Below are 25851 nucleotides of genomic sequence, written 5' to 3' on the forward strand. Positions count from 1 at the left end.
GTGCCGGCCAGCGGCCGGCACTACCGGAGCCGCGGCGATCATCGGCTGGCGTACACATCCGGCGTGGGATACTTCGCCGCTTGCAAGAGGCGAGGGAGTGCGATGTTCCGTTGGTTTGAATCCCTGATCCCGGTGTTCCCGCCCGTGGATGGGCGCATGCCACCGCGCAAGGTGCTGCCGTTCTACCTGCACTACCTGCGCCCGGTGTGGCCGGTGCTGCTGGCGACCCTGATCGCCGGCCTGCTGCTGGCGCTGGTGGAAGTGGCGATGTTCGATTACCTGGGCCGCATCGTCGACATGGTCGCCGAGCAACCGGGGGCCGATTTCTTCAAGCGCCATGCCAATGAACTGGGCTGGATGCTGTTCATCACGGTCATCGCGCGGCCGATCCTGGTCGGCCTGCACAACCTGCTGGTCAACCAGGCGATCGTGCCCGGCCTGAGCAACCGCTCGCGCTGGCTGATGCACAACTACGTGGTGCGGCAGAGCCTGAGCTTCTTCCAGAATGACTTCGCCGGCAGCGTCGCCAACCGGGTGATGCAGACCGGTACCTCGCTGCGCGAGTCGGCGGTGCAGATGGTCGACTCGCTCTGGTACATCGTGGTCTACACCGGCACCGCGCTGTACCTGTTCGCGCAGGCGGACTGGCGGCTGATGGTGCCGCTGATCCTGTGGCTGCTGGCCTATGCGGTGATCATGGTCTACTTCGTGCCGCGCGCGAAGGAACGCGCCTGGATTGCGTCCGAAGCGCGTTCCAAGGCGATGGGCCGCATCGTCGATGGCTACACCAACATTCCCACGTTGAAGCTGTTCGCCCATGGCGGGCGCGAGCAGGCCTATGTGGCCGAATCGATCCAGGAACTGGCGGTCAAGCACCGTGCGCAGACCCGGGTGACCACCGGCATGGACCTGACCATCGCCATCGTCAACGGTTTCCTGATTGCCGGTACCTGCGGGCTCGCGCTGTGGTTGTGGAATGGCGGCCACATCACCGTCGGTGCGATCACGCTGGCGACCGGCCTGGTGATCCGCATCCACAACATGTCCGGCTGGATCATGTGGACCATCAATGGCATCTTCGAGGACATCGGTACGGTGCAGGACGGCATCACCACCATCGCCCAGCCGCTGACCGTGCAGGACCGCGAGGACGCGGTGCCGTTGCAGGTGACCCGCGGTGGCGTGCACTTCCAGGACATCCACTTCCACTATGGCAAGAAGGGTGGCGTGATCGCAGGCCTGGACCTGGTGGTGAAGCCGGGCGAGAAGATCGGCCTGGTGGGTCCTTCCGGTGCCGGCAAGTCGACCCTGGTCAACGTGCTGCTGCGCCTGTACGACCTGGAAAGCGGCCGCATCCTGATCGACGACCAGGACATTGCCTACGTCACTCAGGAAAGTCTGCGCCAGCAGATCGGCGTGGTCACCCAGGACACCTCGCTGCTGCATCGCTCGATCCGCGACAACCTGCTGTACGGTCGTCCGGACGCGACCGATGAGCAGTTGCGCGCTGCGGTGGCCAAGGCGCGTGCCGAAGCCTTCATCGACACGCTGGTGGATGGGCAGGGGCGTCGTGGTTACGACGCACATGTCGGCGAGCGTGGCGTGAAGCTGTCAGGTGGCCAGCGCCAGCGCATCGCCATTGCCCGCGTGCTGCTGAAGGACGCCCCGATCCTGGTGCTGGACGAAGCGACCTCGGCGCTGGACTCGGAAGTGGAAGCGGCGATCCAGGACAGCCTGGATGAGCTGATGGGCGGCAAGACGGTGATCGCGATCGCGCACCGGCTGTCGACCATCGCACGCATGGACCGGCTGGTGGTGATGGACCAGGGCCGCATCGTCGAGACCGGCAGCCACGCCGAACTGATCGCCGCCGGTGGTCTGTACGCGCGCTTGTGGGCGCGACAGACCGGTGGTTTTGTGGCCGCCGATCAATGATTGCTTTCGGGGTCGGAGCCTTCTCTGCGAGCAGGATCCGACCCTGGCCAGGTATGCCTTGGGGTCGGATCCCTTTCCGCAGGAAAGGGCTCTGACCCCAGCGTGTTTCCGGAGACCTGCATGATCCGACCCGTACGCTCCTTGTTGCTGGCACTCATTCTGGCCACCACGGCCGCAGCCGCGGCACCGACACCGGTGCAAGGCGACCAGCTCGAGCAGGTCGTCCTGCTCAGCCGCCACAACCTGCGCGCGCCGGTGGTGGCGTCGGGCGCCCTTGCCCATGCCACGCCGGAACGCTGGCCACGCTGGGACGTAGGCCCCGGCGAGCTGACCACCAAGGGCGGCGTGCTGGAGGTCTACATGGGGCGCTACATCGGCCAGTGGCTGCGCCAGGCGCAATTGTTGCCGGCGTCGGGTTGCCCGCGGCCGGCTGACTTCCATGCCCATGCCAACAGCCTGCAGCGTACCCAGGCCACCGCGCAGTTCTTCATTGCCGGTGCGTTTCCGGGCTGCCATGTTGTGGTCGAACAGCGCATGGCGCTGGGGACGATGGATCCGCTGTTCGACCCGGTGATCCACAACGATGACGCGGCATTCCGCAAGCGCGCGCTGGCGGCAATGCAGCAGGCGCTGACAGCATCGGATCTGGCACCCGCACTGTCCGTGGTGGAGGAAATTACCCGTTACCCGCAGTCGGCGGCCTGTACGGGGCGCAGCGACTGTCATCTGGTGCTGGGCGACACGACCTTCAATGCGGAGCCGGGCAAGGAGCCACGCGCTTCGGGTTCACTGGCACTGGCCAGCGGTCTGGTCGATGCCCTGCTGATGGAGCATTACCAGGGAAGTGGCGTTCCGCGCGAAGGTTGGGGCCGCTTGAACACGGAAGGCCAATGGCTGGCGTTGGCGCAGATCCGCAACCGCTACCAGGACATCCTGTTCGGAACACCCGCGGTGGCGCGTGACGTGGCCGCTCCGCTGTTGGCGCGCGTGGATGCGTCGTTCGGTGATCCGGCGTCGCCGAAGGTGACCCTGCTGGTCGGCCATGATTCCAATATCGGTTCGGTGCTGGCGGCGATAGGAATCGGTGACTACAGCCTGCCAGGCCAGTTCGAGAAGACGCCGATCGGTGGCCTGCTGCAGTTCGAGCGTTGGCGTGACCGCCAAGGCGGTGGCGAGCGTTTCCGCCTGGCCTACGTCTATCCGATCACCGCGCAGCTGCGCGATGCCGTGCCGCTGAACGAGGCACAGCCGCCGGGGCGCGTCGCACTGCCCTTGCCGGGCTGTGACCGGCAGGGCTGCAGCCGTGCGCAGTTCCAGCAGCTGCTACAGCGGGCCCGTCGCTGAAACAGGGGGCTATCGCAGCGGCGTGCGCACGATGCCCTGCGCAGCCATCAACGTAAGGTCGCCGCCCAGCCGTGGGGAACGGAACGGTCCGCGTGCATGCGCGGCATCGAACAGGCCGCCATCGGGTGAGCGCAAGCGGTAGAACTCGACCCAGCCGCTGGCCTGCAGGGGCAGCTGTGCAACGCCGGTGTGTTCGTTGAACCATGCAGGGTCCTTGCTGCCTTCGATGATGCGGCGGGCAAGGCGGTCAATGGCGCGATCCCTGCTGGCGTACCAGTCCTGGCCGCGCAGCCGAGCCAGCTCGGCCATCATCACCAGCGGCGCCAATGCGTAGTCGTGGTAGTGCAGGGCGCGTTGCCCGCGCGCCATCTCCAGCGGCAGGCTGCCATCGTCCTGGATGTCATCGACGCCCTTCTGGAAGGCGGCGTGGCCGGCTTGCCACAGGGCATCGTCGTCGGTGGCCAGTCCGGTGGCCAGCACGCCCAGACCGCCCCAGTAGTAGTGGTTGTTGCGGCGCCGTTTCGGATTGTTCCAGTACGCCAGGTTGGCCCGGGCCAGCCTCTGCAACCACGGATCGATGCGCGCGCGCTGCCGGGCATCTGCCTGGTCGTGCACCTTCAGGTAGGCCATCGCTACCGCATCGAGCATCCACTGCCGCATGTAGAACGACTGGTTGTTGTTGACCCGGATCATCTGCCCGAGCATGGCGCCGTCGTCGGCCCACGCACCCAGCCAGGCCAGTGTGCATTGCGCCGCCGCCCGGTCACCGGTGCGCAGGTAGTCATCGCTCATGCGTGCCACGTCGGCGGCATAGCGGTCCAGCGGCGCGGTTGCGTCCTTGTTCTGCTGGTGCAGTACCGGGTCGATCACCGAACCGGCCTTGTCGGTGTAGTAGCCCAGGGCGCGGATGTCCGGCTGGCCGGGCGGCGGCGGGGGGCAGGCAGCGAAGGCACCCGCACTGGCCAGCAGCGTGGGCAGCAGCGCGAGGCGAAGCAAGGGGAGAGACATTGGAAACCGGCGTAACGGGGAATCCGGCGAACGATGCGCCCGGCCATGTTGCCGGCATGTGATGCGGCGATGGCGTGGCGATGCTGCACAAACAGAACGGCCCGGGTTTGCCCGGGCCGCTCCGTTTCACCTCACACCGGTTCGATCACTCGATCGGCTGGTCCAGCATCAGCTGGCGTGCGAAACGCACCGGCGGTGCGCCGTAGGACAGTACCTGGTCGTGGTACGCCTTCAGGTTGAACTTGTCGCCCAGCTTTTCCTGCACCGCCTTGCGGGTGTCGAAGTGTTCCTGCGCACCCACGAAGTAGGTCGGCAGCTGCGCCGAGGTCAGCTGCGCGCGCACCCACTTGCCGGCCGCTTCGCTTTCCTGCTGGAACGCGTCGTGGGTCATCAGGTGCATCGCCTTCTCGCGATCCCAGTTGTCCACGTGCACGCCCTGGTCGAGGATCGCGTTGGAGATCGTGCGCAGGTAGAACTTCAGCTGCACCAGGTGGAACAGCGGGTCGTTGTCGAGGTAGCCCTGCTCCTGCATCATGCGCTCGGTGTAGACCGCCCAGCCTTCGGCGAACAGGCCCGAACGCAGCACCGCACGCAGGGTGGAGGGGAACTTGGCCGAGTGCCAGCCTTCCAGGTAATGGCCCGGGGTGCCTTCGTGGATGCTCAGCAGGTGGATCATGCGCGAGTTGTATTCACGCAGGAACGAGTCGACCTGCTTCTCGTTCCAGTCGTCCGGAATCGGCGACACGGCGTAGAAGGTCTTCAGGTTCTTGTCCAGCGGGCCCGGAGAATCGCAGTAGGCCACGGCCACGCCACGCTGGAATTCCGGCATCAGGATGATGTCCACCGGCGCGTCGGGCAGGGTCACCAGGTCGTGCTCGCGCACGAACGCGGTGGACTGCTCCAGCGCGGCCTTGGCATCATCGACCACCTTGTCGCGCGCCGGCTTGTCGGCGTAGGCCAGTTCCAGTGCGGCCTCGATCGCCTTCTGCTGCTGCTCGTCGGTCGGCTGGGCCGGCATCTCCGGCGCACCCGGCTTGTCCTTCAGTACGGTCTGCGCGATGCCGTACATGTCCTCGCGCACGCGCTTGAGTTCGGCGCGTGCACGCTCACCGATCTCCTGGCGCGACAGCGAGGAGCTCAGCGCGAACTTCAGCTTCTGGTCGTACTTTTCCGCACCAATGCGGAAGTCGCCCTTGGCGTTCGGCACCAGGGTCTTGTCCAGCCAGGTCTGCTGCTCGTCCACGGCCTTCTTCAGGCCGTCGATGGCGGCCTGCAGGCGCTGCTGGTCGGCCTGCGGCAGTTCGCCGATGTGCGGGGTGATGAAGGTATCGACGATGCTGAGGATGCCCTTGTTCTGCTTGGCCACCGTCTCGGCATGGATCTTCGGAACGCGGGCCGGATCCAGGTTCTCGCGTGCCTGGGCGAAGATCGCCGGCAGCTTTTCCATGCGCGCGGTCGCCGACTTCAGGCGCTCCGGCAGCGGCGCGAACTCCCGGGCCATCAGGCCATAGATCGCGCTGCCGGCGATGCCGTTGTACAGCTGCGGGTCCCACTTGCCGGACTGGAGCACTTCGGCGTTCCAGATTTCCGACTGCAGCTGGTTGCGCAGGATCGCCGCGTCCACCTGGTTCTCGCGGCCCAGCTTGGCCACCTCGATCTTGTCCAGCTCGCCCAGCAGCGCCTTGTAGGCGGCCACGGTCTTCTGCTGGCCGGCGGCGCTCAGGTCGTCCAGTTCGCTGTCGTAGCGGTGGTCACCGATCTGGGTGGCGCTGACCGGCGACAGCTGCATCCAGGTGTCCAGGGCGCGCTTGGACAGATCGGCGAAGGCGGCATCGACCGCCGCGTCACCGGCCTGCTGGCTGGTGGCCGGGGTGGAAGCGTTGGTCGGGGCGTCGGCAGGCTGGCAACCGGCCAGCGCAGCGACCAGGGCGAGGGCAAGAAGATGCGGGCGCATCGGCATTCCTGTACGGGGTCAAACCCTGAGCATAGGGCCCCGTCGCTGCTTTGTCCCCGTGCCATAGGATTACCATGGGCGGATTCAAGGACCCTCCAAAGGAGCGCAGGACATGGAATACCAGGGAAGCTGCCATTGTGGCAGGATCGCATTCACCGTACAGGCCGAGGCGCCGATCAGCGACGTCATCGACTGCAACTGCTCGATGTGCCGCCGTCGCGGCAGCCTGCTGTGGTTCGCCCCGCGCGAGGCGTTCCAGCTGGCCACCGATCCGGCTGACGTGGCCACCTACCACTTCAACAAGGCGCATATCGACCACCACCACTGCCGCCAATGCGGTATCGCCCCCTACAGCGAAGCGATCGATCCGCGTACCGGCACACCGATGGTGGCGGTGAACGTTCGCTGCGTGCCGCAGGTCGATCTGGCCGGTCTTTCGGTGACCTCTTACAACGGAGCCGCGCTGTGAGGCCGCTGTGCGCGTGGACGCGCACGCTGGCAGTGCCGGTGCTGCTGTTGGCACTGGCAGCCTGCGCCAAGAACGGTGAGCGCGCTGCAGAGGCGGGCGCGACCGCGGCCGATGCCGCTGTTGCTTCGCCGGAAGGCGCATTCCTGGCCTACGAACATGACGTGCAGGTGCAGCTGGAGGCGGCGCAGATCGCACCGCGCATCCAGCAGATCGCCCAGGCCTGCCAGAGCGCGAAGTTCGGCGACTGTGCAGTGTTGCAGGTCGACCAGCGCGGCGGCGAGCAGCCCAGCGGTGAAGTGAAGGTGCGCATCGCGCCGAAGGGCACCGAGCCGCTGATCGCGATGGCCGGTGAGGGCGGCACGCTGCAGTCGCGCAACACGCGCGCGGAGGACCTCGCGCAGGAAGTAGCGGACACCGCGCTGACCAAGTCCCGGCTGGAGAAGGAACACGCGCGGCTGTTGTCCTACCAGGACCGCAAGGACCTGAAGATCGAGGACCTGATGGCGATCACCACGCGGCTGTCGGAGATCGAAGCAGGCGTCGAGCAGGCCAACAAGGATGCCGCACAGCAGCGTCGGCGCATCGATACCCAGCTGGTGACGATCCACTTCGACACCACCTCGGGCCAGCGCAGCCGCAGCGAGATCGGCGAGGCGCTGAGCGAGTCGGGCAGCATCCTCAGCGGCAGCATTGCGTTCCTGATCCGCGCCGTCGCCGCGTTGCTGCCGGTGGGTGTGCTGGCCCTGGTCGTGGCCTGGGGTGTGCGGGCGTGGTGGCGTCGCCGCCGTCGCACGCTGCCGCCCACCCGCTGAGGTGACGGCTGATGCCGGCAGGGAGCCGGCGTCAGCCCTCGTCGGTCTCGTACTCGACGAACACATCCAGCTCCAGCGCCAGTTCCTGCACCGCGTCGCGCACCTTCTGCGCGGTGCTTTCATTGCCGACTTCCACTTCCAGCTCGTGGATGCCCGGGCCGATGTCATCGGACAGCCCCGCCGAACTGGAATCGTCGTCGTCCATGTGCGGCATCAGGTCGTCGGTTTCCTCGACATGTTCGATGCCCTCCAGGCCGAGCAGCAGGTCGCTGATGGCGCGGGCGTCGTCTTCGGTTCCGGTGATGCGCAGTCGCAGCATGGCCATGGCGTAGGTACGTTGTGGAGTTGCCTGCAGCCTAGCCAGCGCCGGGCAAAGAACGGGTGAGGGCGCAGTCAGGCGCGTGTGGCCGGGCGTCCGAGCAGGCTGTCCGGCAATGCGGGAATCGGCGTGCGTTCGTCCTGCGCCTGCTCCAGCAACCAGTCGATGAACAGGCGTGCGGCCGGGCTCGGCGGTTGTCCTTCGGCGTGCACCACGTGATACGCATAGCGCGCCTTCAGCGCCGGGCCGGGCAGGCGTACCACCTCGTAGCGCTGCAGGTAGGGCTGCGCGATGTGGGTACGTGCCAGCACCGCGCCCATGCCGTACACCGCTGCACGCATCGCATCGGTGCTGTCGGCGAAGGTGTGCATCGGCGGCAGCGGCGAGGGCGGGCGCACGCCGGCATGACGGAACCAGTCGCGCCAGCCCTGCGGCGACAGGTCGGTCAGCAGCGGCAGGTCGGCGATGCGCGCCGGATCGACCAGTGCTTCGACCCCGGCCAGCGCCGGCGAGGCCACCGGGAACAGGTAGTCGTCCATCAGGTGCTGCGCACGCAGGCCCGGCCACTGGCCCAGACCGTAGCGGATGCCGACTTCCGGCCCATTGTCGTCGTAGCGATCCAGGCCGCTGCCGGTGTGCAGCTCGATGCGGATGTGCGGATGGGCCTGGGTGAAGCGCGGCAGCCGTGGCAGCAGCCAGCAGTAGGAGAGCGAGCGCAGCGTGGTGATCCGCAACGGCACGCTGTCGGCATCCGGCTGCAGGTGATGGGCGACGGCCGCAACATCGGTGAAGGCGGCGCTGGCGGCGTCGGCCAGTTGCCGGCCCTCGGCGGTCAGGCGCACGCCGCGGGCGTGGCGCAGGAACAGGCGTACTTCCAGCACTTCTTCCAGCCGGCGCACATGGTGGCTGACCGCGCTGGCGGTCAGGTGCAGCTCCTGCGCGGCCTGGGCGAAGTTCTGGTGGCGCGCGGCGACCGCGAACACGGCCAGTGCGGGGAGCAGGGAAGGGCGTAGCTGCATGTCGAGCCTCAAACCATATTTGTGGCTGGCAGCGATACTACGCGCTTGTGCGGCAGGCGTCTGCGCCCGATCCTGTCTGCCTTGACGAGGAATTGACGATGGACGGAGGCGAGGCATGAATGCGGTCCCACAGGCAGCCGAGCGCGACTGGCGCACACCGCTGGAGTTGACCCTGCTGGGCGCCATCTGGGGTTGCTCGTTCCTGTTCATGCGGGTGGCGGTGCCGTCGTTCGGCCCGTTCGCGCTGGTCGAGGTGCGGCTGGTGCTGGGCGCGCTGGTGCTGCTGCCGTTCCTGTGGCGTGCCCGCGCGCAGTTCCCACCGCGGCGCTGGCTGTGGCTGGCACCGATCGGGCTGATCAACTCGGCGCTGCCGTTCGTGCTGTTCGCCTACGCGGCCGAGCGAGCCCCTGCGGCGATCGGCGCCATCTGCAATGCGATGACCGTGCTGTTTGCCGCGCTGATCGCCTTCCTGTTCTTCGGCGAGAAGATCGGCATGCGCCGCGCGGGCGCGTTGCTGGTCGGCTTCGCCGGCGTGGTGGTACTGGCCACGGCCAAAGTCTCGGGCCTGAGCATCGGCACTGCAGTGCTGGCTGGTGCGGCGGCCTCGCTGCTGTACGGCCTGGGCGTGAACCTGGTGAAGCGGCACATGACCGGCCTGCCCTCGGCGGCGGCCGCTGCTGCAACGCTGTCGTGTGCCTCGCTGTGGATGCTGCCGATGGCGGTGACCCACTGGCCGCAGGCGGCGATTCCACTGAAGGCGTGGGGCGCGGCGATTGCCTTGGGCGTGGCCTGCACCGGGCTGGCGTTCCTGATGTTCTACCGCCTGATCGGTCGTATCGGCCCGTCGCGGGCGTCGACGGTGACCTACCTGATTCCGCTGTTCGGCGCGGCCTTCGCGTGGTTGTTCCTGGGGGAGGCGGTGACGGTGCAGATGTTGATTGCGGGTGTGTTGATTCTGGGCAGCGTGGCGGTGAGTCAGAAAGGCTGAGCGTGCCGACGCACTGGTAGTGCCGGGCGCTGCCCGGCAGCTCTTTTCCGCGCCTGCGGAGAGGTGTCACTTTCTTTGCTCGTGCAAAGAAAGTAACCAAAGAAACACGCCGCCAGGCCGCGAGCCGGTGCTGCGCACCGGTGCCCTGCGCTCCTCGGCCCGTCGAGGGACGGCGCGGGAACTCGCTGCGCTCAGACACCCGCGCCTCTTCGCCCTCGCCAGACCTGCGGTGCTCGGCTCGCTCAAGGCGGACTGGAAGGTCAAGATCAACAGCAAAAGCATCCACGCATTGCGTGGATCTTCTGGGTGCAGCTGTGGCCTTTGAACTGGGTCCGCCTTGAGCGACCCGAGCATCGCAGGGGAATCAGGGGCGAAGAGGTGCCGATGTCCTGTAGAGCCGACTGCTAGTCGGCTGCCTTGTGCACACCGTCCCCTGATTCACCGAGAAGCGCAGGGGACCGACGTGCGAAACACGGCGGCTCGCGACCTGGCGGCGCGTTTCTTTTGGTTACTTTTCTTTGCGTACAAAGAAAAGTAACGCCCATGAACAGTGAAGCACCTTCAGCACGCGTCACGCGCAGGAAACCATCAGCGCACCGGCACCGGAATATTGCACAGATCGATATGCCCGGCCGGACGCTTGTAGAAATCATCCACGCGGTTGCGCCGCGCCTCCACCGTATCGGCGAAGGTCTTCGAGTCGGTACGCAGTACCTGGATCGGCGTGCGCTCGGCTGCCGGCACGTCGCTGGCGCGGCGGATCGACACGATCGGCGTGCGCAGTGTCGGGTCGGTGTAGAAGCCCATCGGCGCCGGCCCGCGCGGCGTCGCGCTGACCAGTTCCATGCCCTTCAGCACGCGACCGACCAGGGTGATGTTGCGGTCCAGCTGGCGCGGCGACTGTCCGGTCACCACGTACAGTTCGGCACCGATGCTGCTGTCTTCCTCGTTGCTGCGGCCCGCGCCCAGCATGCCGTAGCAATGTGCCAGCCAGGCCTTGCCGGCCTGCGGGTCCTGGCCGACCGGGAAGCCGTCGACAAAACCGGTCTGCGCGGCCCAGCCATCGCGGTCCGGCAGCGCGGTGACCTTCAGGCCGGCGCTGGCGCGCTCGAACTCGGCCGGCAACTTGCGCGCGGCGCTGCCGAACGGCTTGGCCTTGGCTGCGTCATCGGCGTCGGCATCGCCGAACTGCACCACGAAGTTGTCCTGCGAGCGGTAGATGCTGGTGCCGTCCCAGAAGTGCTCGTGGGCGAAGGTCCGGATGTTGGCGACATGGCGCGGGGCGAACTGCGGGGCCAGCTCGATGATGACCCGACCGGCCGGCAGGTCCATGTACAGCAGGTTGGCCGGGTCCGGGGTGCGCCAGTCGCTGGCCGCCGAGGCGTCGAGGATCTGCTGAGGGCTGCGGTAGGGCGTGGCCGCGCTGGCCAGGGCGGGCAGCAGGCAGGCCAGGGCGAGGGCGGTCAGGGCAAGGCAACGGCGGTGCGGCATGGGAACCCCGGAACATGAACGAGGCTTCGATTCTGCGCGAGCCGCGCAGCGGCGCCAACCGGCAGAGTGACTAACGACACATTCGCTATACCGAACTTCGCACTACTGTGGACTTCAACGTAGTGGAGGGCCGGTCATGTCCGAGGACGATGTCCACCTGAAGAAGTTCCAGAAGGAGCTCAGCGCCGGAACGGTGTCGCTGGCCCTGCTGGCGGTGCTGGCCCGGGCCGGGGAGCCGCTGTACGGCTACCTCATTGCCAAGGAGCTGGAGCGGGTGGGCGAGGGCGTGCTGAGCGGCAAGCAGAGCGCGCTGTACCCGGTACTGCGCAACCTGGAGGGCGCCGGCCTGCTGGAAAGCCATGTGGAACCTTCCAGCAGCGGGCCGCCGCGGCGCTACTACCGCATCAACGAACGTGGCCGCGAGGTGCTGGCGCAGTGGCGCCAGGCCTGGCAGGCCACCCGCGATTCCGTCGATTCCGTGTTGGAGGGGGTACCGCAATGAACGACCCGAGCCTGGCAGGCCGCGCCCTGCCCACGACCATCCCGCAGTACCTGGCGCAGCTGCGCGCGGCGCTGGAAGGTGCCGATCCGGCGATGGTGCAGGACGCGCTGTACGACGCCGAGGAATACCTGCGCTCGGAGCTGGCGGCGCAGCCCGGCCGCAGCGAGGCCGAGGTGATCGCCGACGTTGCCGGCAGCTATGGCGCGCCGGATGAAGTGGCCGACATCTACCGCGAGACCGAAGTGACGGTGAACCGCGCGCTGCGTACGCCGCGTGCGGATACCGCGCCGGTGCTGCGTGCAGCGGCGGAAGCCAGTGGCGTCGAGCCGGCCTCACCGCCGCAGGCGCCGGTGCAGCGTTCGCTGCTGGCGCGCTTCTTCGGCGTGGTGACCGATCCGCACACCTACGGTGCGCTGTTCTACATGCTGCTGTCGCTGGCCACCGGCATCTTCTTCTTCACTTGGGTGGTGACCGGCCTGTCATTGTCGCTGGGCCTGCTGATCCTGATCATCGGCATTCCGCTGACCGTGCTGTTCTTCGGCTCGGTGCGCGGGCTGGCGCTGCTGGAAGGACGGCTGGTGGAAGCGCTGCTGGGCGAGCGCATGCCGCGCCGCCCGCGTTACACCGACCGCAGCCGCACCTGGCTGCAGCGCATCGGCGACATGTTCACCGATGGCCGTACCTGGCTGACGCTGCTGTACTTCGTGCTGATGCTGCCGCTGGGCGTGATCTACTTCACCATCGCGGTGACGCTGCTGTCGCTGTCGCTGAGCCTGATCTGGGCGCCGGTCGCGGCGATCTTCAGTGGTGACATCCCCGGCGTGTACATCAACGACGTGAATGTGCTGCCGATGGCGGCCTCGCCGCTGGTGGCGATCGCGGTTGCTGCGGCGGGCGCACTGCTGCTGGTGCTGACGATGCACCTGGCACGCGGCATCGGCAAGCTGCATGGGCTGATTGCCAAGAACCTGCTGGTGCGGTTGTAACAGGCCAGGGGTCGGATCCCTGTTCGCAGAACAGGGCTCTGACCCCGGATCCCATCATGCTGGGGTCAGAGCCCTTTCCGTTGGAAAGGGATCCGACCCCGGGCGGGGCATTACCCCGCCTTGCGCCGCAACGGGGTGACGTTGCTCTTCTTCTTCGCGGCCTTCGCCGCCGGGGCTTCGGCATGCGCGGCGAAGAAGTCGCGCACCTTCGGGTACACCACCTCGCGCCAGCGACGGCCGCTGAAGATGCCGTAGTGGCCGGCACCTTCGACGATGAAATGCTCACGGCGGTCCGCAGTGATGCCGGTGCACAGCGCCTGCGCGGCTTCGGTCTGACCAAGGCCGGCGATGTCGTCCAGCTCGCCTTCGATGCTCAGCAACGCGGTATCGCGGATCGCCGACGGATCGACCTTCTCGCCGTTGACCACCCACTCGCCACGCGGCAGCAGGAAGTCCTGGAACACCACGCGGATGGTATCGAGGTAGTACCTGGCCGGCATGTCCAGCACCGCGTTGTACTCGTCGTAGAAACGACGGTGCGCGTCGGCGTCTTCCAGGTCGCCCTTGACCAGGTCGGTGTAGAAATCCCAGTGCGAGCTGAAGTGGCGGCTCGGGTTCATCGACAGGAAGCCGGCGTGCTGCAGGAAGCCCGGGTACACGCGACGGCCGGCACCCGGATAGCTGGCCGGCACGGTGTGGATGACGTTGTTCTCGAACCACGACAGCGGGTTCTGCGTGGCCAGGTTGTTCACTGCGGTCGGGCTGCAGCGCGCATCGATCGGGCCACCCATCATCACCAGCGTGCGCGGCGTCGGTTCACCACGGCTGGCCATCAGTGAAACCGCGGCCAGCACCGGTACGGTCGGCTGGCACACGCTCACCACGTGCAGGCGTTCGACGCCGAGGTGGCGGATGAACTCCTGGATGTAGGCGATGTAGTCATCCAGCCCGAACTCGCCTTCGCTGGCCGGCACCATGCGCGCGTCGACCCAGTCGGTGACGTACACGCGGTGGTCGCGCAGCAGCGTGCGCACGGTGTCGCGCAGCAGCGTGGCGTGGTGGCCGGACAGTGGCGCCACCACCAGCACGAACGGCTGGTTGAGCATGGTGTGCAGCTGGTCGGCTTCATTGCTGTGGCGCTTGAAGCGCAGCAGCTTGCAGAACGGCTTGCTCACTTCCTCGTGCACGACGATCGGCACGCGCTCGCCATCGACGTCGATTTCGTTGATGCCCCACTCGGGCTTCTCGTAATCCTTGCCGATGCGGTGGAAGAGTTCATTGACCGCCGCCAGGCGATCAGCACCGGGCATCTGCGACCACCAATGGCCCTGGTTGGCGAAGAATCTGGCGTTGGCCTGGGCCTGGTGCACCCAGGGGGCGAGCAGGTTGCGGGTCAGTTCGTGCAGTTGATAGAGCATGACGACCGAATATGTATGGTCATATGTTGCCGCGCAGCATATCCCATCCGGGTGTCCCGCAGGTTAAGTCGGCTGAAAATAATGAATCCGGATTCACATCCGTTCCAGCGCGGCCGCATCGCCCGCCAGGGCGGGGCCGAGCCAGCAGTGCGACCCTACCGGCTGCAGGCCCTGGCGGGCCAGCGTGCGGCGGTACCAGCGCGCCGGTCGGGCCTGGAAGCCGTCGTGGTCGCCTTCGAACGCGTCCTCGGCGGCGAAGGTCTCCAGGAAGGCCACGCCGCCGGTCAGCTCGGCCACGCCGGCCAGTCCTGCACGCAGCTCGCGGTCGGGCACGTAGTGCATCACGTCCGAACACACCAGCAGGTCGACCGGGGCGCAGGGCCGCAGCCAGGCGAAGTCGCCGAAGCGGGCCAGGTGCAGGTTGCGGGTCCTGCCGTAGCGGCGCACAGCGTACTCGCTGCTGTCGAAGCCGAGATATTCGACCTTCGGACGCAGCTTCAGCAGCGGCGCGCGCCAGGCGCCTTCACCGCAGCCGATATCCAGCACGCTGCGGATCGGCCGCTCCAGGTAGTACTCGGCGCTGGCCACGGCCAACGCCACCTTGCGCGCCAGGCGGGCGCTGCCGCCGATGTCGGCACGGCGGTACCAGCGTTGGAAGTAGGCGGCGTCGTAGGTCTTGTCCATGGGGCGGTGCGCGATCGGGGAAAACGGCGCCTATCGTACGGTGTTGCGGCGCGCCATGCGTCGATGTGTCGCGGCGGGCGTGCCTGCGGCGGCTTCGCCACGGCATGCGAGAATGGCCGCCAACCTACGCCAGCCGCCGGAGCGAGCGCATGCAGAGCTACTACTGGGTCAAGACCTTCCACATCGTGTTCGTGGTGGCGTGGATGGCCACGGTGTTCTACCTGCCGCGCATCCTGGTGAACCTGGCCGAGACCGCGGGCCAGCCGGCGGTGACCGAGCGCCTGCAGCTGATGGGCCTGCGCCTGTACCGCTTCGGCCACTCGATGTTCGGCCTGGCGTTCCTGCTCGGCCTGGTGCTGTGGCTGGGCTACAAGGTCATCCCCGATTTCCCGACCATGGTGGCGCCGGGAGCTGCCGGCTGGCTGCACGCCAAGCTGGGGCTGGTGGTGGTGCTGCTGGTGTACTTCGGCTGGACCGGCCGCCTGCTCAAGGGCGTGGCCAAGGGCCGGGCGCTGCCGTCGTCGCGCGCGCTGCGCTGGATCAACGAGATCCCGCTGCTGGCGTTCATTCCGATCGTGTGGCTGGTGCTGGCCAAGCCGTTCTGAGGCGGGGTCACCTGCGTCCGGTAGATCCACGCCATGCGTGGATGCTGTCAGGGCGCAAACGAAGGAGCCGGGCAAATGCCCGGCTCTTTCATTTCTGCAATCACCTCGTGTTGCCGGCCAGCAGCCGGCACTACCGGGCTTAGGCTGCTTCGTACGTGCCGTAACTGCGCAGGCGCGTGTAGCGCTGTTCCAGCAGCTGTTCGGTGGACAGCTTGTCCAGCGCGTCCAGTTCGTTCAGCAGCACGGCCTTCAGGCGCTTGGCCATCTGCGTCGGGTTGCGGTGGGCGCCACCGGTCGGCTCGCGCACGACCTTGTCGACCAGGCCCAGGCTCTTCAGGCGCGGCGCGGTCAGGCCCAGCTGTTCGGCCGCTTCCTTGGCCTTGCCCGCGTCCTTCCACAGGATCGAGGCGCAGCCTTCCGGGGTGATGGTCGAGTACACCGCGTATTCCAGCATCACGGTGCGGTCGCCCACACCCAGTGCCAACGCACCGCCGGAGCCGCCTTCACCGATCACGGTGCAGATGATCGGCACCTTCAGCTCGGCCATCTCGATCAGGTTGCGCGCGATCGCTTCGGACTGGCCGCGCGACTCGGCGTCGATGCCCGGCCAGGCGCCGGCGGTGTCGATCAGGGTCAGCACCGGCAGGCCGAAGCGCTCGGCCATCTTCATCAGGCGCAGTGCCTTGCGGTAACCCTCCGGCTTGGGCATGCCGAAGTTGCGCTTGATCTTTTCCTTGGTGTCGCGGCCCTTCTGGTGGCCGATCACCATTACCGCGCGGCCATTGATGCGGGCCAGGCCGCCCATGATCGCCTTGTCGTCGGCGAAGGCGCGGTCACCGGCCAGCTCCTGGAACTCATCGAACATGACGCGGAGGTAGTCGGCGGTGTACGGGCGCGACGGGTGGCGGGCCAGTTGCAGCACCTGCCACGAGGTCAGGTTGCGGAAGATCTGCGCGGTGCGCATGCGCAGCTTGTCCTGCAGCGCGTGCACTTCCGCCTCGACATTGACCGCCGGCCCGGCACTGGCGTTGCGCAGCTCCTGGATCTTGGCTTCCAGGTCGGCGATGGGTTGCTCGAAGTCGAGGTAGTTCGGATTCATCGGAAGCCGTCGTGTAAAGAAGGGGGGAATTCTAGCCGAATGCGTGCAAACCACCCGTACGCCTTCGTCTGGAAGGCGACGGTAGCGCAGCCGGGCGGGGGGCGCCAGTCAGCTCAGGGCACCACCAGGGCGCTGCGGCCAATCAACTGGCTGCGCTGGGAGACGAAGTCGTTGTAGGCCTCGTTGGCTTCCCGGCCAAGGCCGCTGCCCAGGGTGGCAGTGGCCGAGGTGAAGGCCATCTGCGCGGCGAAATCCTGCTTGCGCAGGGCCTTCTGTTCATCGGCGGTGGTGGCCTTCAGCCAGCGCGCATAGACCTCGCGCAGGGGCGCGGCGTGGGCCTCGAAGGCCGGCACCAGCGCCGGCAGGCTGGCCGGGGCCGGTTCCAGGCTGTAGGCCGGGGCCACGTAGCCACCTGGCTGTTCGCGCTTGAACGCGCCGGGCTCGCCCATGCCTTCTTCCACGTAAGCGATGAAGTCGGGAGCGGTGAACACCTTGGCCACGATCTGGCCGCCGCTGGAATCAACGTGGGCCACCACCTTTTCCTTGGGGAAGGGTTCGCGCACGCCGTAGGTCCAGGTCTTGTCGATGAACAGGTCGTGGCGCTTCTCGAACGGGCCTTCGAAGTCGACGCCGCCGAGCTGGATACCGCTGTTGCCGACGCCGAAGTTCTTCACCTTGCTCTCGTCGGTGACGTAGATCTCGCGGGCGATCACGTACTCGCTGAGGGTCGGATTGATCAGCCCGCCACGACCGTCGACGTAGACGATGAAGCGCACATCACCGAGCTTGTCGGTATGCAGGCGATGCTCGCCGACAGCGAGCGAGACCGGGCGCGAGCCCTGTGCGGCCACCGGCAGGTCCTGGCCGTCGATGCTCAACGCCAGCGGCGTGTCGGTCGGGTTGTCGATCTGGAACTCGATCTTCGACGGGGAGCAGGCGGCCAGGGCCAGTGCGGCAGCGAACGGGAACAGCAGGGTCTTCATCGGCAATCGTCCTTGATACTTGGAACGGGGAAACAGGGGAGACAGGACAGTGAGGGAGCCAGCCTCAGCTGGCCCATGGCGGGCTGTAGCGCACCTTCAGCGTGCGCACGGCCGGGTCGGCGCGCAGCGCCTCCATCAGCTTGGAATCGATGCGTACCGCGCTCTGCCCGGACACATCGAGCATGCCGGCGACGCCGCCGTGCGGCCCCTTCAGCAGCAGGTCCAGGCGCAGTGGCGTCCGTCCCGGGCGATGGCGGTCGAGCAGCGCATCGATGCGCTCCCAGACCGGGCGCTGCTGGCGCAGGTCCAGGCGCAGCGACAGCCGCGTGGCGTAGTTGGCGCAGACCTCATCGAAGTCCCAGCACTGGCGGATGCGCAGCGCGAAGCCGCCATTGAACTCGTCCTCGCGCAGGCCGCCCTTGACCACCAGGATGCGGTCCTTGGTCATCAGGTGGCCGAACTCGGCCATCGCGTCGGAGAACGCGCTGCACTCGACGCGGCCACGTCCGTCCTCAAGCTGGATGAAGATCTGGCTCTCGCCCTTGCGGCGCACGCCGACCACCTGGCCGGCCAGCACCGTCTGCACTTCCGGGCGCCAGCGCTTTTCGCCGCCGCCGCCACCACCGCTGTTGGCGCTCCAGATCTTCTCCACCGAACCCAGGTCGTTGCCGACCAGATCGCGCACATCGTCGCGCCAGGGATCGAACGGGTGGCCACTGAGATAGAAGCCCAGCGTGTCGCGCTCGCCGTTCAGGCGCTGCAGCAGCGGCCACTCCTCGGCTTCGGGCAGGTCCAGCTGGATCGTGGTCGCGCTCGGGTCCGGGCCACCGAACAACGAGTTCTGTCCCGAAGCCCGCTCGCGGGCCATCTGGTCGGTAGCCTTGATCACCTCCGGCAGCTGCAGCATCAGCGAGGCACGGTTGCGGCCGAGCTCGTCCAACGCACCACAGTTGATCATCGCTTCCAGCGTGCGCCTGTTGAGCTTGGCCGAACCAACGCGCGTGCAGAAGTCGAGCAGGTCCTTGAACGGGCCGCCCTTCAGCCGCTCCTCGACCACCGCCTCGCAGGCACCCTGGCCGACGCCCTTGATCGCCCCAAGGCCGTACTGGATGGTGTCCGGCGTCACCGCTTCGAACATGAAGGCCGACTGGTTCACCTTGGGCGGCAGCACGGTCAGGCCGAGGTTGCGCACCTCGTCGAGGAAGCCGACCACTTTGTCGGTGTTGTCCAGATCGGACGACAGCGTGGCCGCCATGAACTCAGCCGGGTAATGGCGTTTCAGCCAGGCGGTCTGGTAGCTGACCAGCGCGTAGGCAGCGGCGTGCGACTTGTTGAAGCCGTAGCCGGCGAACTTCTCCATCAGGTCGAAGATTTCGTCGGCCTTGGGGCCATCGACGCCGCCCTTGGCTGCACCTTCGCGGAAGATCTCGCGGTGCTTGGCCATTTCGGCCGGTACCTTCTTGCCCATCGCGCGGCGCAGCAGGTCGGCGCCGCCCAGCGAGTAGCCGCCGACGATCTGCGCCATCTGCATGACCTGCTCCTGGTACACCATGATGCCGTAGGTGTCCTTCAGGATGGCTTCGGTGCGCGGATCGGGATAGATGATCTCTTCCTGGCCGTGCTTACGCGCATTGAAGGAGGGAATCAGGTCCATCGGGCCGGGGCGGTACAGCGACACCAGCGCGATCAGGTCTTCGAAACGGTCGGGGCGCGCATCCTTCAGCAGGCGGCGCATGCCCGAGGATTCGAACTGGAACACCGCGCCGGTATTGCCGTTGGCGAAGATGTCCCTGTAGGTGGGCGTGTCGTCCAGCGGGATCGCGGCGATGTCCACCGGCGGGATGCCGGCGCGCTCATGGCGCTTGTTGATCGCCTTCACCGCCCAGTCGATGATGGTCAGCGTGCGCAGGCCCAGGAAGTCGAACTTCACCAGGCCCACTTCTTCCACGTCGTTCTTGTCGAACTGGGTGACCGGGTTCTTGCCGAGGCCGTTCTCGTCGTGTTCGGCGTACAGCGGGCAGAACTCGCTCAGCGGCTCGGGCCCGATCACCACGCCACCGGCGTGCTTGCCGGCGTTGCGGGTCAGGTCTTCCAGCTGCAGCGCCAGGTCGATCAGGTCGCGGACATCGTCCTCGGTCTCGTAGCGCTGGATCAGTTCGGCCGACGCCATCTCAGAGCTCGGGCCTTCCTTGCCCTTGCCCAGCGCATCTTTCAGGTGGATGCCCAGAATGTTCGGGATCAGCTTGGAGACGCCGTCGACCAGGCCGTACGGGAAGCCGAGCACGCGGCCGGAGTCGCGCACCACCGCCTTGGCGGCCATGGTGCCGTAGGTGATGATCTGGCTGACGCGCTCGCGCCCGTACTTGCGGGCGACGTAGTCGATCACCTCGTCGCGGCGGTCCATGCAGAAGTCGATGTCGAAGTCGGGCATCGACACGCGTTCCGGGTTCAGGAAGCGCTCGAACAGCAGGTTGTACGGCAGCGGGTCCAGATCGGTGATCTTCAGCGCCCACGCCACCAGCGAACCGGCACCCGAACCACGGCCGGGGCCGATCGGAATACCCTGGTTCTTGCCCCACTGGATGAAGTCGGCCACGATCAGGAAGTAGCCCGGGAAGCCCATCTTGATGATGGTGTTGAGCTCGAATTCCAGGCGCTCGAAATACTCTTCGCGGGTCTTGCCCGGCGCCAGCGGATTCTTCTCCAGGCGCTCTTCCAGGCCATCGCGCGACATCTTCTGGATCCAGGTGTCCAGCGTCTCGTCGTCCGGCACCGGGTAGTTGGGCAGGAAGTAGGTGCCCAGCCGCATCTCGATGTTGCAGCGCTCGGCCAGCGCCAGCGTGTTGTCGATCGCATCGGGGATGTCGGCGAACAGCGCGCACATCTCCTCGGCCGACTTCAGGTACTGCTGGTCGCTGTATTCGCGCGGGCGCTTGGGGTCGTCCAGCACGCGGCCGGTGGAGATGCACACGCGCGCTTCGTGCGCGCTGAAGTCCGACGGCGACAGGAAGCGCACGTCGTTGCTGGCCACCACCGGCAGGCCACGCTGGCCGGCGGCCATCAGCGCGAACTGGTTGAAGGCTTCCTCGCCCTCGCGGCCGGTGCGGGTCAGCTCCAGGTGCAGGCCATCGCCGAACACGCGCTGCCAGTCGGCCAGCTGCTGCTCGGCCAGTTCATGCTTGCCGTCCAGCGCCAGGCGCCCGGCCAGGCTCTGCCGCCCGGCCAATGCGAACAGGTTGGCGTTGCCGGCCTTCAGCCAGTCCGGGTGCACGGCCACGCCGCCCTCGGGGCGATGGCCTTCCATCCAGGCGCGGGTCAGCAGCCGCGACAGGCTCAGGTAACCCTCGCGGTCGCGGCACAGCAGGGTCATCCGCCACGGGTCCTGGCCTTCCTCGGCGATCAGCACGTCGGCACCGGCGATCGGCTTGATGCCCACGCCTTCGGCGGCCTTGTAGAACTTGACCAGGGCGAACAGGTTGTTGAGGTCGGTCACCGCCAGCGCGGGCAGGCCGAGTTCGACCGAGCGCGACAGCAGGTTGGCCTGCTTGGCCTTCTTCGGGTCCGCCTGGTCCGGTTTGGCCGGCACACGGATGGTGGAGTCCGCCAGCGAGAACTCGGTGTGGACGTGGAGATGTACGAAGCGGGAGTTGGACATGCCGGACCAGGTTGGAGCGCGCGGGCCCCGGGTGCTGACGGACGATCGTCGCCGGGGTCGGGAAGCGCTGGAATGCCCGGTCAGGGTAGCGAGGGCAGGGGGTTGCCACAAGGCTTGACAGGGGCACGGCGTGGCGCCGGATTCAGGCGTGCGGGAGGCCGCCTTCTGTAGAGCCGAGCCCATGCTCGGCTGTCCACAGCAGCCGAGCATGGGCTCGGCTCTACAACTCCAGCAGGCTCAGGCGATGGCCGCCGCCTGCGTCAGGCCCAGGCACTCACGCACCGGGGCGAAGCTGCGCCGGTGCTCCATGCAGGGGCCGTGCTCGCGCAGGGCGGCCAGGTGGGCCGGGGTGCCATAGCCCTTGTGCTGTTCGAAGCCGTACTGCGGGTGGCGGGTATGCACGTCCTGCATGTAACGGTCGCGCGAAACCTTGGCCAGGATCGAGGCGGCCATGATCGCGCGGTCGATGCCATCGCCGCCGACCAGCGCCTGCGCCGGCAGCACCAGGCCCTTGGGCACCACGTTGCCATCGATGCGGGCGAAGCCGGCCACATGGGCAACCGCTGCAACGACGTCACGCATGCCCTGCAGGGTGGCCTGGTAGATGTTCAGGCGGTCGATGGTGTCCACGTCCACCAGCACCACGTGCCAGGCCAGGGCACGCTCGATGATGCGGTCATGCAGCTGCTCGCGGCGGGCCGCCGTCAACTGCTTGGAATCGTCCAGGCCGTTGATGCGTGGCCGTGACGGATCGAATACCACCGCCGCCACTGCCACCGGCCCGGCCAGCGGGCCACGTCCGGCCTCGTCGACGCCAGCGACCAGGCGTTCCGGCTCGACCACCGTCGCACCGTCGAACAGGGCCAGGCTGGCCGCTGCGGCGTGACGGCGGCTCATGCCTGCGCCTGGTCGCGCATCAGCAGTTCGCCGACGGCATCGGCGGCACGCGCCGAAGCATTGCGGCGCAGGCGCTCGTGCAGTCGCACGTACGTGTCCTGCAGGTCGATCACCCGCTGCGGGTGGTCGAACCATTGCTGGATGGCCGCGGCCAGCCTGTCCGGCGTGCAGTCGTGCTGCATCAGCTCCGGCGCCAGGTCCTGGCCGGCCAGGATGTTGGGCAGGGCGAAGCGGTCGACCTTGATCAGGCCCAGCGCCTTGACCAGGCGATAGGTCAGTTCGTTGACGCGGTAACCGACGACCATCGGCCGCTTCACCAGCATGGCTTCCAGGGTCGCGGTGCCGGAGGCCAGCACCACCACGTCGGCGGCGATCATCGCGTTGCGCGCCTGGCCATCCAGCACGTGCGAGTAGGCGACCGGCAATGCCGAGCGCGACAGCTGTTCTTCGATCAGCTGCCGGCAGGCCGGGTTGGAGGCAGGCACCACCACATGCAGGCCCGGAATGCGTTCAGAGACCTGCCAGGCGGCTTCGAAGAAGGGTTCGCCCAGGCGCGAGATCTCGCCCAGGCGGCTGCCCGGCAACACCGCCAGCACCTTGGCCGAGGTCGGCAGCCCGAGCGCGGCACGGGCTTCCTCGCGGTTGCCCTGCAGCGGAATGTCATCGGCCATCGGGTGGCCGACGAAGCGTGCGTCGATGCCGTGCCTGGCATAGATCGGCGGTTCCATCGGGAACAGGCACAGCACCAGGTCCGCGCTGCTGCCGATCTTCTCGGCGCGCTTCTCGCGCCAGGCCCAGACCGAGGGACTGACGTAATGCACGGTGCGCACGCCGCGTTGCTTCAGCCAGCGCTCGATGCCCAGGTTGAAGTCGGGTGCGTCGATGCCGATGAACACGTCCGGCTGCCATTCCAGGGCGCGCTGGCGGAACGCCGAGCGCAGCTTGAGCAGCCGCGGCAGGTGGCGCAGCACTTCGGTCAGGCCCATCACCGCCAGCTCGCTGGCATCGTGCCAGGTCTGGCAGCCGGCGCTGCGCATGGCATCGCCGCCAATGCCGGCGAACTCGGCATTCGGGAAGCGCGCCTTCAGTTCACGCACCAGGCCCGCACCGAGCAGGTCGCCGGACGCTTCGCCGGCAACCAGCGCGATCCGCAACGGGCGCTCGCTGAGCACCCGCTGTGCGGGAACGCTGCCGGCCATCGAGGCCAACGGAATCACCGCGGCGCCGGCCGCCGCCTGGCCGGTCGTGCTGCTCATCGCAGCAAGGGCCTCTCGGCGTGCTCGATGAAGTCCAGCATGGCCTTCACGTCATTGCTGTCACGCGCCTGTTCGGTCAGCTGCTGCTTGGCTTCGGCCAACGGCAGGCCGGCCACGTACAGCGTGCGGTAGGCACGCTTGATGGCCGAGATGCGGTCGGCGTCGAAGCCGCGGCGCTTCAGGCCTTCGCTGTTGATGCCGCGCGGGCGGCCCAGCGAATCGGTACCGACCATGGTGAACGGCGGTACATCGCCATTGGTCAGCGCGCCCATGCCGAGGAAGGCATGCGCACCGATGCGGCAGAACTGGTGGGCACCGGCGAAGCCGCTGATGATCACGTAGTCGCCCACGGTCACGTGGCCGGCCAGGGTGGTGTTGTTGGAGAACACGCAGAAATTGCCGACATGGCAGTCGTGCGCCACGTGCGTGTAGGCCAGCATCCAGTTGTCGTTGCCGATGGTGGTGATGCCGCCGCCGCCGCCGGTGCCACGGTTGAGCGTGACGAACTCGCGGAACACGTTGCGGTCGCCGATCACCAGTTCGGTGCGCTCACCGGCGAACTTCTTGTCCTGCGGCTCGCCACCGATCGCGGCGTGGCCGACGAAGCGGTTGTCGCGGCCGATCCGGGTCGGGCCGTGGATGCTGCAATGGGGGCCCACCACCGTGCCGGCGCCGATTTCAACATCGGGGCCGATCAGGGTGAAGGCGCCCACCTGCACATCGTCGGCCAGGCGCGCGGCCGGATCGATGACGGCGGTGGGGTGGATCCGCGGTGCGTTGTCAGTCATTGCTGCCTCCAGTGGATCAGCCCTTGGCGCCGGCGCACATGACCTCGGCCGACGCGACGACTTCGCCGTTCACCTTGGCTTCGCCGTAGTACCAGCCCATGTTGCGGATCAGGCGCTTCATCTGCACATCCAGCATCAGCACGTCGCCGGGCACGACCTGCTTGTTGAAGCGGGCGTTTTCCACCTTGACCATGTAGAACAGCTTGGACTGCGCATCGCGGCCGAGCGTGAGCTGGGTCATGACGCCGCCGGCCTGCGCCAGCGCTTCGATGATCAGCACGCCGGGCATGATCGGGCGGCCCGGGAAGTGGCCCTGGAAGAACGGCTCGTTGATGCTGACGTTCTTCTGCGCCAGGATGCGCTTGGCCTCGACGTCGAGTTCAAGCACCCGGTCCACCAGCAGGAACGGGTAGCGGTGCGGAAGCAGTTCCTGGATCTGGCAGACATCGATCGGAAGCTGCAGCGAATCGTTCATTCTTTCTCCTTGCCAGCAGCCAGGACGCGGCGAGCCAATGCGTCCAGCTGCTTGAAGCGCGCGGCGTTCTTGCGCCACGTGCGGTTGTCGGTCAACGGGGTGCCGGACGAGTACTCGCCTGGCTCATGGATGGAGTTGCGGACCACCGACTTGCCGGTGATCACGACCTTGTCACAGATTTCGAGGTGGCCGACCACGCCAACGTGGCCGCCAAGCAGGCAGTAGCGGCCGATCTTGGCGCTGCCGGCGATGCCGGTGCAGCCGGCGATGGCCGAATGCGCGCCGATCTGCACGTTGTGGGCGATCTGCACCAGGTTGTCCAGGCGCACATCCTCGTCCAGCACGGTGTCTTCCAGCGCGCCGCGGTCGACGCAGGTATTGGCGCCGATCTCGCAATCGTCGCCGATGCGGACGCCGCCGAGCTGCGGCACCTTGATCCACTTGCCAGCGTCCATCGCCAGGCCGAAACCGTCGGCGCCGAGCACGGCACCGGGATGCACGCGCACGCGCTTGCCCAACGTGACCCGGGTGACCAGGGTCACGCGGGCGATCAGTTCACAGCCGGCGTCCAGGCTGCAGTCCTCGCCGATCACGCTGCCGGTGCCGATGATGCAGTTCTCGCCGACCACGCTGCGCGCACCGACCGAAACGAACGGGCCGATATGGGCGCTGGCGGCCACCTGGGCGCTGGGGTCGATGACGGCGCTGGGGTGGATGCCCGGCGGGCGGGTCGGGGCGATGTCGAACAGCGCGGCGATCTTGGCGAACGCGGTGTACGGGTCCTTGGCGACGAGCGCAGTGCCCGGGGCGGCCTCGGCGTCGTCGGCACGCAGGACCACCAGCGAGGCCTGGCTGTCGGCCAACTGGGCGCGGTAGCGCGGGTTGGCAAGGAAGGTCAGCTGGCCAGGGCCGGCATGGGCGAGGGTGGCCACGCCATGGATGGCGGTGGCGGGGTCGCCATGGACCTGCAGGCCGAACTGCTCGGCGAGTTGCTGGGCGGTGTAGGTGGGAGTATTCACGGCGGGAGTTTAACGTGTGACGCCATTTCGGTCATGCGGGGGCAGGGCTTGGCGCCTGCCTGGTACGGGCGGGAGGCGGCGGGTGGCCCTGGCCAGGACACGCAAAACCCCCTCCATGGTGCTCGATGGCGCCATCCATGGCGCC

General features: G+C 67.3%; 23 protein-coding genes. 8 read left to right on the forward strand and 15 right to left on the reverse strand.

Annotation, left to right across the window (positions count from 1 at the left end):
- Positions 1 to 102: 102 nt before the first annotated feature.
- Both smrA and agp read left to right on the forward strand, forming a co-directional pair.
- Positions 103 to 1935, forward strand: coding sequence for a multidrug efflux ABC transporter SmrA (gene smrA, locus VG556_RS05680; RefSeq protein ID WP_032956816.1), 1833 nt, complete (start codon positions 103 to 105; stop codon positions 1933 to 1935).
- A gap of 120 nt (positions 1936 to 2055) precedes the next feature.
- Positions 2056 to 3279 (forward strand): bifunctional glucose-1-phosphatase/inositol phosphatase, encoded by a 1224-nt coding sequence (gene agp / locus VG556_RS05685; protein ID WP_100449669.1) that lies wholly within the window; start codon positions 2056 to 2058, stop codon positions 3277 to 3279.
- Positions 3280 to 3288: 9 nt separating this feature from the next.
- Here the strand turns inward: agp and VG556_RS05690 are convergent, their stop codons facing one another.
- Positions 3289 to 4287 (reverse strand): polysaccharide lyase, encoded by a 999-nt coding sequence (locus VG556_RS05690; protein WP_100449670.1) that lies wholly within the window; start codon positions 4285 to 4287, stop codon positions 3289 to 3291.
- Positions 4288 to 4432: 145 nt separating this feature from the next.
- A complete protein-coding gene (locus VG556_RS05695) occupies positions 4433 to 6241 on the reverse strand; it encodes a DUF885 domain-containing protein (RefSeq protein WP_032956825.1) in 1809 nt (602 codons plus the stop codon).
- 112 nt (positions 6242 to 6353) lie between these two features.
- On the opposite strand from VG556_RS05695, the gene VG556_RS05700 reads away from it, so the two are divergent.
- Both VG556_RS05700 and VG556_RS05705 read left to right on the forward strand, forming a co-directional pair.
- Entirely contained in the window at positions 6354 to 6710 is a 357-nt protein-coding gene (locus VG556_RS05700; RefSeq protein ID WP_014646478.1) for a GFA family protein, read from the forward strand.
- Positions 6707 to 7522, forward strand: a complete 816-nt coding sequence (locus VG556_RS05705) for a DUF4349 domain-containing protein (RefSeq protein ID WP_032956827.1) — start codon at positions 6707 to 6709, stop codon at positions 7520 to 7522. The genes VG556_RS05700 and VG556_RS05705 overlap by 4 nt, the downstream gene beginning before the upstream one ends.
- A gap of 31 nt (positions 7523 to 7553) precedes the next feature.
- On the opposite strand, the gene VG556_RS05710 is transcribed toward VG556_RS05705, so the two are convergent.
- Both VG556_RS05710 and VG556_RS05715 read right to left on the reverse strand, forming a co-directional pair.
- Positions 7554 to 7847, reverse strand: coding sequence for a hypothetical protein (locus tag VG556_RS05710; protein ID WP_005408721.1), 294 nt, complete (start codon positions 7845 to 7847; stop codon positions 7554 to 7556).
- A gap of 68 nt (positions 7848 to 7915) precedes the next feature.
- Positions 7916 to 8860, reverse strand: coding sequence for a LysR substrate-binding domain-containing protein (locus VG556_RS05715; RefSeq protein ID WP_014646480.1), 945 nt, complete (start codon positions 8858 to 8860; stop codon positions 7916 to 7918).
- A 115-nt stretch (positions 8861 to 8975) separates the two neighbouring features.
- On the opposite strand from VG556_RS05715, the gene VG556_RS05720 reads away from it, so the two are divergent.
- Complete coding sequence (locus VG556_RS05720; protein WP_049406973.1) at positions 8976 to 9848, forward strand: DMT family transporter; 873 nt, start codon at positions 8976 to 8978, stop codon at positions 9846 to 9848.
- A gap of 588 nt (positions 9849 to 10436) precedes the next feature.
- Here the strand turns inward: VG556_RS05720 and VG556_RS05725 are convergent.
- Positions 10437 to 11339, reverse strand: coding sequence for a peptidylprolyl isomerase (locus VG556_RS05725; RefSeq protein WP_100449671.1), 903 nt, complete (start codon positions 11337 to 11339; stop codon positions 10437 to 10439).
- 136 nt (positions 11340 to 11475) lie between these two features.
- Between VG556_RS05725 and VG556_RS05730 the strand changes: the two genes are divergently transcribed.
- Together VG556_RS05730 and VG556_RS05735 are read left to right on the forward strand one after the other, a co-directional pair.
- Complete coding sequence (locus tag VG556_RS05730) at positions 11476 to 11841, forward strand: PadR family transcriptional regulator (RefSeq protein WP_004150914.1); 366 nt, start codon at positions 11476 to 11478, stop codon at positions 11839 to 11841.
- Positions 11838 to 12827: a sensor domain-containing protein gene (locus VG556_RS05735; RefSeq protein WP_014646483.1), complete on the forward strand. Its 990-nt coding sequence runs from the start codon at positions 11838 to 11840 to the stop codon at positions 12825 to 12827. The genes VG556_RS05730 and VG556_RS05735 overlap by 4 nt, the downstream gene beginning before the upstream one ends.
- Before the next feature lie 110 nt (positions 12828 to 12937).
- On the opposite strand, the gene VG556_RS05740 is transcribed toward VG556_RS05735, so the two are convergent.
- Both VG556_RS05740 and VG556_RS05745 read right to left on the reverse strand, forming a co-directional pair.
- Positions 12938 to 14245 carry a polyhydroxyalkanoate depolymerase gene (locus tag VG556_RS05740; protein WP_014646484.1) on the reverse strand — a complete coding sequence of 436 codons (1308 nt, stop codon included), beginning with the start codon at positions 14243 to 14245 and terminating at the stop codon, positions 12938 to 12940.
- Positions 14246 to 14338: 93 nt separating this feature from the next.
- Positions 14339 to 14929, reverse strand: a complete 591-nt coding sequence (locus VG556_RS05745) for a class I SAM-dependent DNA methyltransferase (RefSeq protein WP_014646485.1) — start codon at positions 14927 to 14929, stop codon at positions 14339 to 14341.
- A gap of 149 nt (positions 14930 to 15078) precedes the next feature.
- On the opposite strand from VG556_RS05745, the gene VG556_RS05750 reads away from it, so the two are divergent.
- Entirely contained in the window at positions 15079 to 15534 is a 456-nt protein-coding gene (locus VG556_RS05750) for a CopD family protein (protein ID WP_014646486.1), read from the forward strand.
- A 139-nt stretch (positions 15535 to 15673) separates the two neighbouring features.
- Here the strand turns inward: VG556_RS05750 and VG556_RS05755 are convergent, their stop codons facing one another.
- The 8 genes from VG556_RS05755 to lpxD all read right to left on the reverse strand — a co-directional run bounded on the left by VG556_RS05755 (position 15674) and on the right by lpxD (position 25706).
- Entirely contained in the window at positions 15674 to 16633 is a 960-nt protein-coding gene (locus VG556_RS05755) for an acetyl-CoA carboxylase carboxyltransferase subunit alpha (RefSeq protein ID WP_014646487.1), read from the reverse strand.
- A 113-nt stretch (positions 16634 to 16746) separates the two neighbouring features.
- Positions 16747 to 17616: a hypothetical protein gene (locus VG556_RS05760; protein WP_100449672.1), complete on the reverse strand. Its 870-nt coding sequence runs from the start codon at positions 17614 to 17616 to the stop codon at positions 16747 to 16749.
- 64 nt (positions 17617 to 17680) lie between these two features.
- Positions 17681 to 21271, reverse strand: a complete 3591-nt coding sequence (gene dnaE / locus VG556_RS05765; RefSeq protein ID WP_100449673.1) for a DNA polymerase III subunit alpha — start codon at positions 21269 to 21271, stop codon at positions 17681 to 17683.
- A gap of 237 nt (positions 21272 to 21508) precedes the next feature.
- The gene (locus tag VG556_RS05770; RefSeq protein WP_014646490.1) at positions 21509 to 22168 is read right to left on the reverse strand and encodes a ribonuclease HII; all 660 of its coding nucleotides are present in this window, start codon (positions 22166 to 22168) and stop codon (positions 21509 to 21511) included.
- Complete coding sequence (lpxB, locus tag VG556_RS05775; RefSeq protein WP_238381440.1) at positions 22165 to 23367, reverse strand: lipid-A-disaccharide synthase; 1203 nt, start codon at positions 23365 to 23367, stop codon at positions 22165 to 22167. The genes VG556_RS05770 and lpxB overlap by 4 nt, the downstream gene beginning before the upstream one ends.
- Positions 23368 to 23420: 53 nt before the next feature.
- Positions 23421 to 24212 (reverse strand): acyl-ACP--UDP-N-acetylglucosamine O-acyltransferase, encoded by a 792-nt coding sequence (lpxA, locus tag VG556_RS05780; protein ID WP_014646492.1) that lies wholly within the window; start codon positions 24210 to 24212, stop codon positions 23421 to 23423.
- 16 nt (positions 24213 to 24228) lie between these two features.
- Entirely contained in the window at positions 24229 to 24687 is a 459-nt protein-coding gene (fabZ, locus tag VG556_RS05785) for a 3-hydroxyacyl-ACP dehydratase FabZ (RefSeq protein WP_005415845.1), read from the reverse strand.
- A complete protein-coding gene (lpxD, locus tag VG556_RS05790; RefSeq protein ID WP_014646493.1) occupies positions 24684 to 25706 on the reverse strand; it encodes a UDP-3-O-(3-hydroxymyristoyl)glucosamine N-acyltransferase in 1023 nt (340 codons plus the stop codon). Before lpxD ends, fabZ begins: the two co-directional genes overlap by 4 nt.
- Positions 25707 to 25851: the final 145 nt, after the last annotated feature.

The organism is Stenotrophomonas sp. CASM106 (assembly GCF_049384825.1).
In the GTDB taxonomy this organism is placed as follows: domain Bacteria; phylum Pseudomonadota; class Gammaproteobacteria; order Xanthomonadales; family Xanthomonadaceae; genus Stenotrophomonas; species Stenotrophomonas muris.

What these genes read in the sequence shown, in the direction of transcription:
- smrA (WP_032956816.1), top strand. Translation starts at nt 103, where the DNA reads ATGTTCCGTTGGTTTGAATCCCTGATCCCGGTGTTCCCGCCCGTGGAT.
- agp (WP_100449669.1), top strand. Translation starts at nt 2,056, where the DNA reads ATGATCCGACCCGTACGCTCCTTGTTGCTGGCACTCATTCTGGCCACC.
- VG556_RS05690 (WP_100449670.1), bottom strand. Translation starts at nt 4,287, where the DNA reads ATGTCTCTCCCCTTGCTTCGCCTCGCGCTGCTGCCCACGCTGCTGGCC.
- VG556_RS05695 (WP_032956825.1), bottom strand. Translation starts at nt 6,241, where the DNA reads ATGCGCCCGCATCTTCTTGCCCTCGCCCTGGTCGCTGCGCTGGCCGGT.
- VG556_RS05700 (WP_014646478.1), top strand. Translation starts at nt 6,354, where the DNA reads ATGGAATACCAGGGAAGCTGCCATTGTGGCAGGATCGCATTCACCGTA.
- VG556_RS05710 (WP_005408721.1), bottom strand. Translation starts at nt 7,847, where the DNA reads ATGGCCATGCTGCGACTGCGCATCACCGGAACCGAAGACGACGCCCGC.
- VG556_RS05715 (WP_014646480.1), bottom strand. Translation starts at nt 8,860, where the DNA reads ATGCAGCTACGCCCTTCCCTGCTCCCCGCACTGGCCGTGTTCGCGGTC.
- VG556_RS05720 (WP_049406973.1), top strand. Translation starts at nt 8,976, where the DNA reads ATGAATGCGGTCCCACAGGCAGCCGAGCGCGACTGGCGCACACCGCTG.
- VG556_RS05725 (WP_100449671.1), bottom strand. Translation starts at nt 11,339, where the DNA reads ATGCCGCACCGCCGTTGCCTTGCCCTGACCGCCCTCGCCCTGGCCTGC.
- VG556_RS05730 (WP_004150914.1), top strand. Translation starts at nt 11,476, where the DNA reads ATGTCCGAGGACGATGTCCACCTGAAGAAGTTCCAGAAGGAGCTCAGC.
- VG556_RS05735 (WP_014646483.1), top strand. Translation starts at nt 11,838, where the DNA reads ATGAACGACCCGAGCCTGGCAGGCCGCGCCCTGCCCACGACCATCCCG.
- VG556_RS05740 (WP_014646484.1), bottom strand. Translation starts at nt 14,245, where the DNA reads ATGCTCTATCAACTGCACGAACTGACCCGCAACCTGCTCGCCCCCTGG.
- VG556_RS05745 (WP_014646485.1), bottom strand. Translation starts at nt 14,929, where the DNA reads ATGGACAAGACCTACGACGCCGCCTACTTCCAACGCTGGTACCGCCGT.
- VG556_RS05750 (WP_014646486.1), top strand. Translation starts at nt 15,079, where the DNA reads ATGCAGAGCTACTACTGGGTCAAGACCTTCCACATCGTGTTCGTGGTG.
- VG556_RS05755 (WP_014646487.1), bottom strand. Translation starts at nt 16,633, where the DNA reads ATGAATCCGAACTACCTCGACTTCGAGCAACCCATCGCCGACCTGGAA.
- VG556_RS05760 (WP_100449672.1), bottom strand. Translation starts at nt 17,616, where the DNA reads ATGAAGACCCTGCTGTTCCCGTTCGCTGCCGCACTGGCCCTGGCCGCC.
- dnaE (WP_100449673.1), bottom strand. Translation starts at nt 21,271, where the DNA reads ATGTCCAACTCCCGCTTCGTACATCTCCACGTCCACACCGAGTTCTCG.
- VG556_RS05770 (WP_014646490.1), bottom strand. Translation starts at nt 22,168, where the DNA reads ATGAGCCGCCGTCACGCCGCAGCGGCCAGCCTGGCCCTGTTCGACGGT.
- lpxB (WP_238381440.1), bottom strand. Translation starts at nt 23,367, where the DNA reads ATGGCCGGCAGCGTTCCCGCACAGCGGGTGCTCAGCGAGCGCCCGTTG.
- lpxA (WP_014646492.1), bottom strand. Translation starts at nt 24,212, where the DNA reads ATGACTGACAACGCACCGCGGATCCACCCCACCGCCGTCATCGATCCG.
- fabZ (WP_005415845.1), bottom strand. Translation starts at nt 24,687, where the DNA reads ATGAACGATTCGCTGCAGCTTCCGATCGATGTCTGCCAGATCCAGGAA.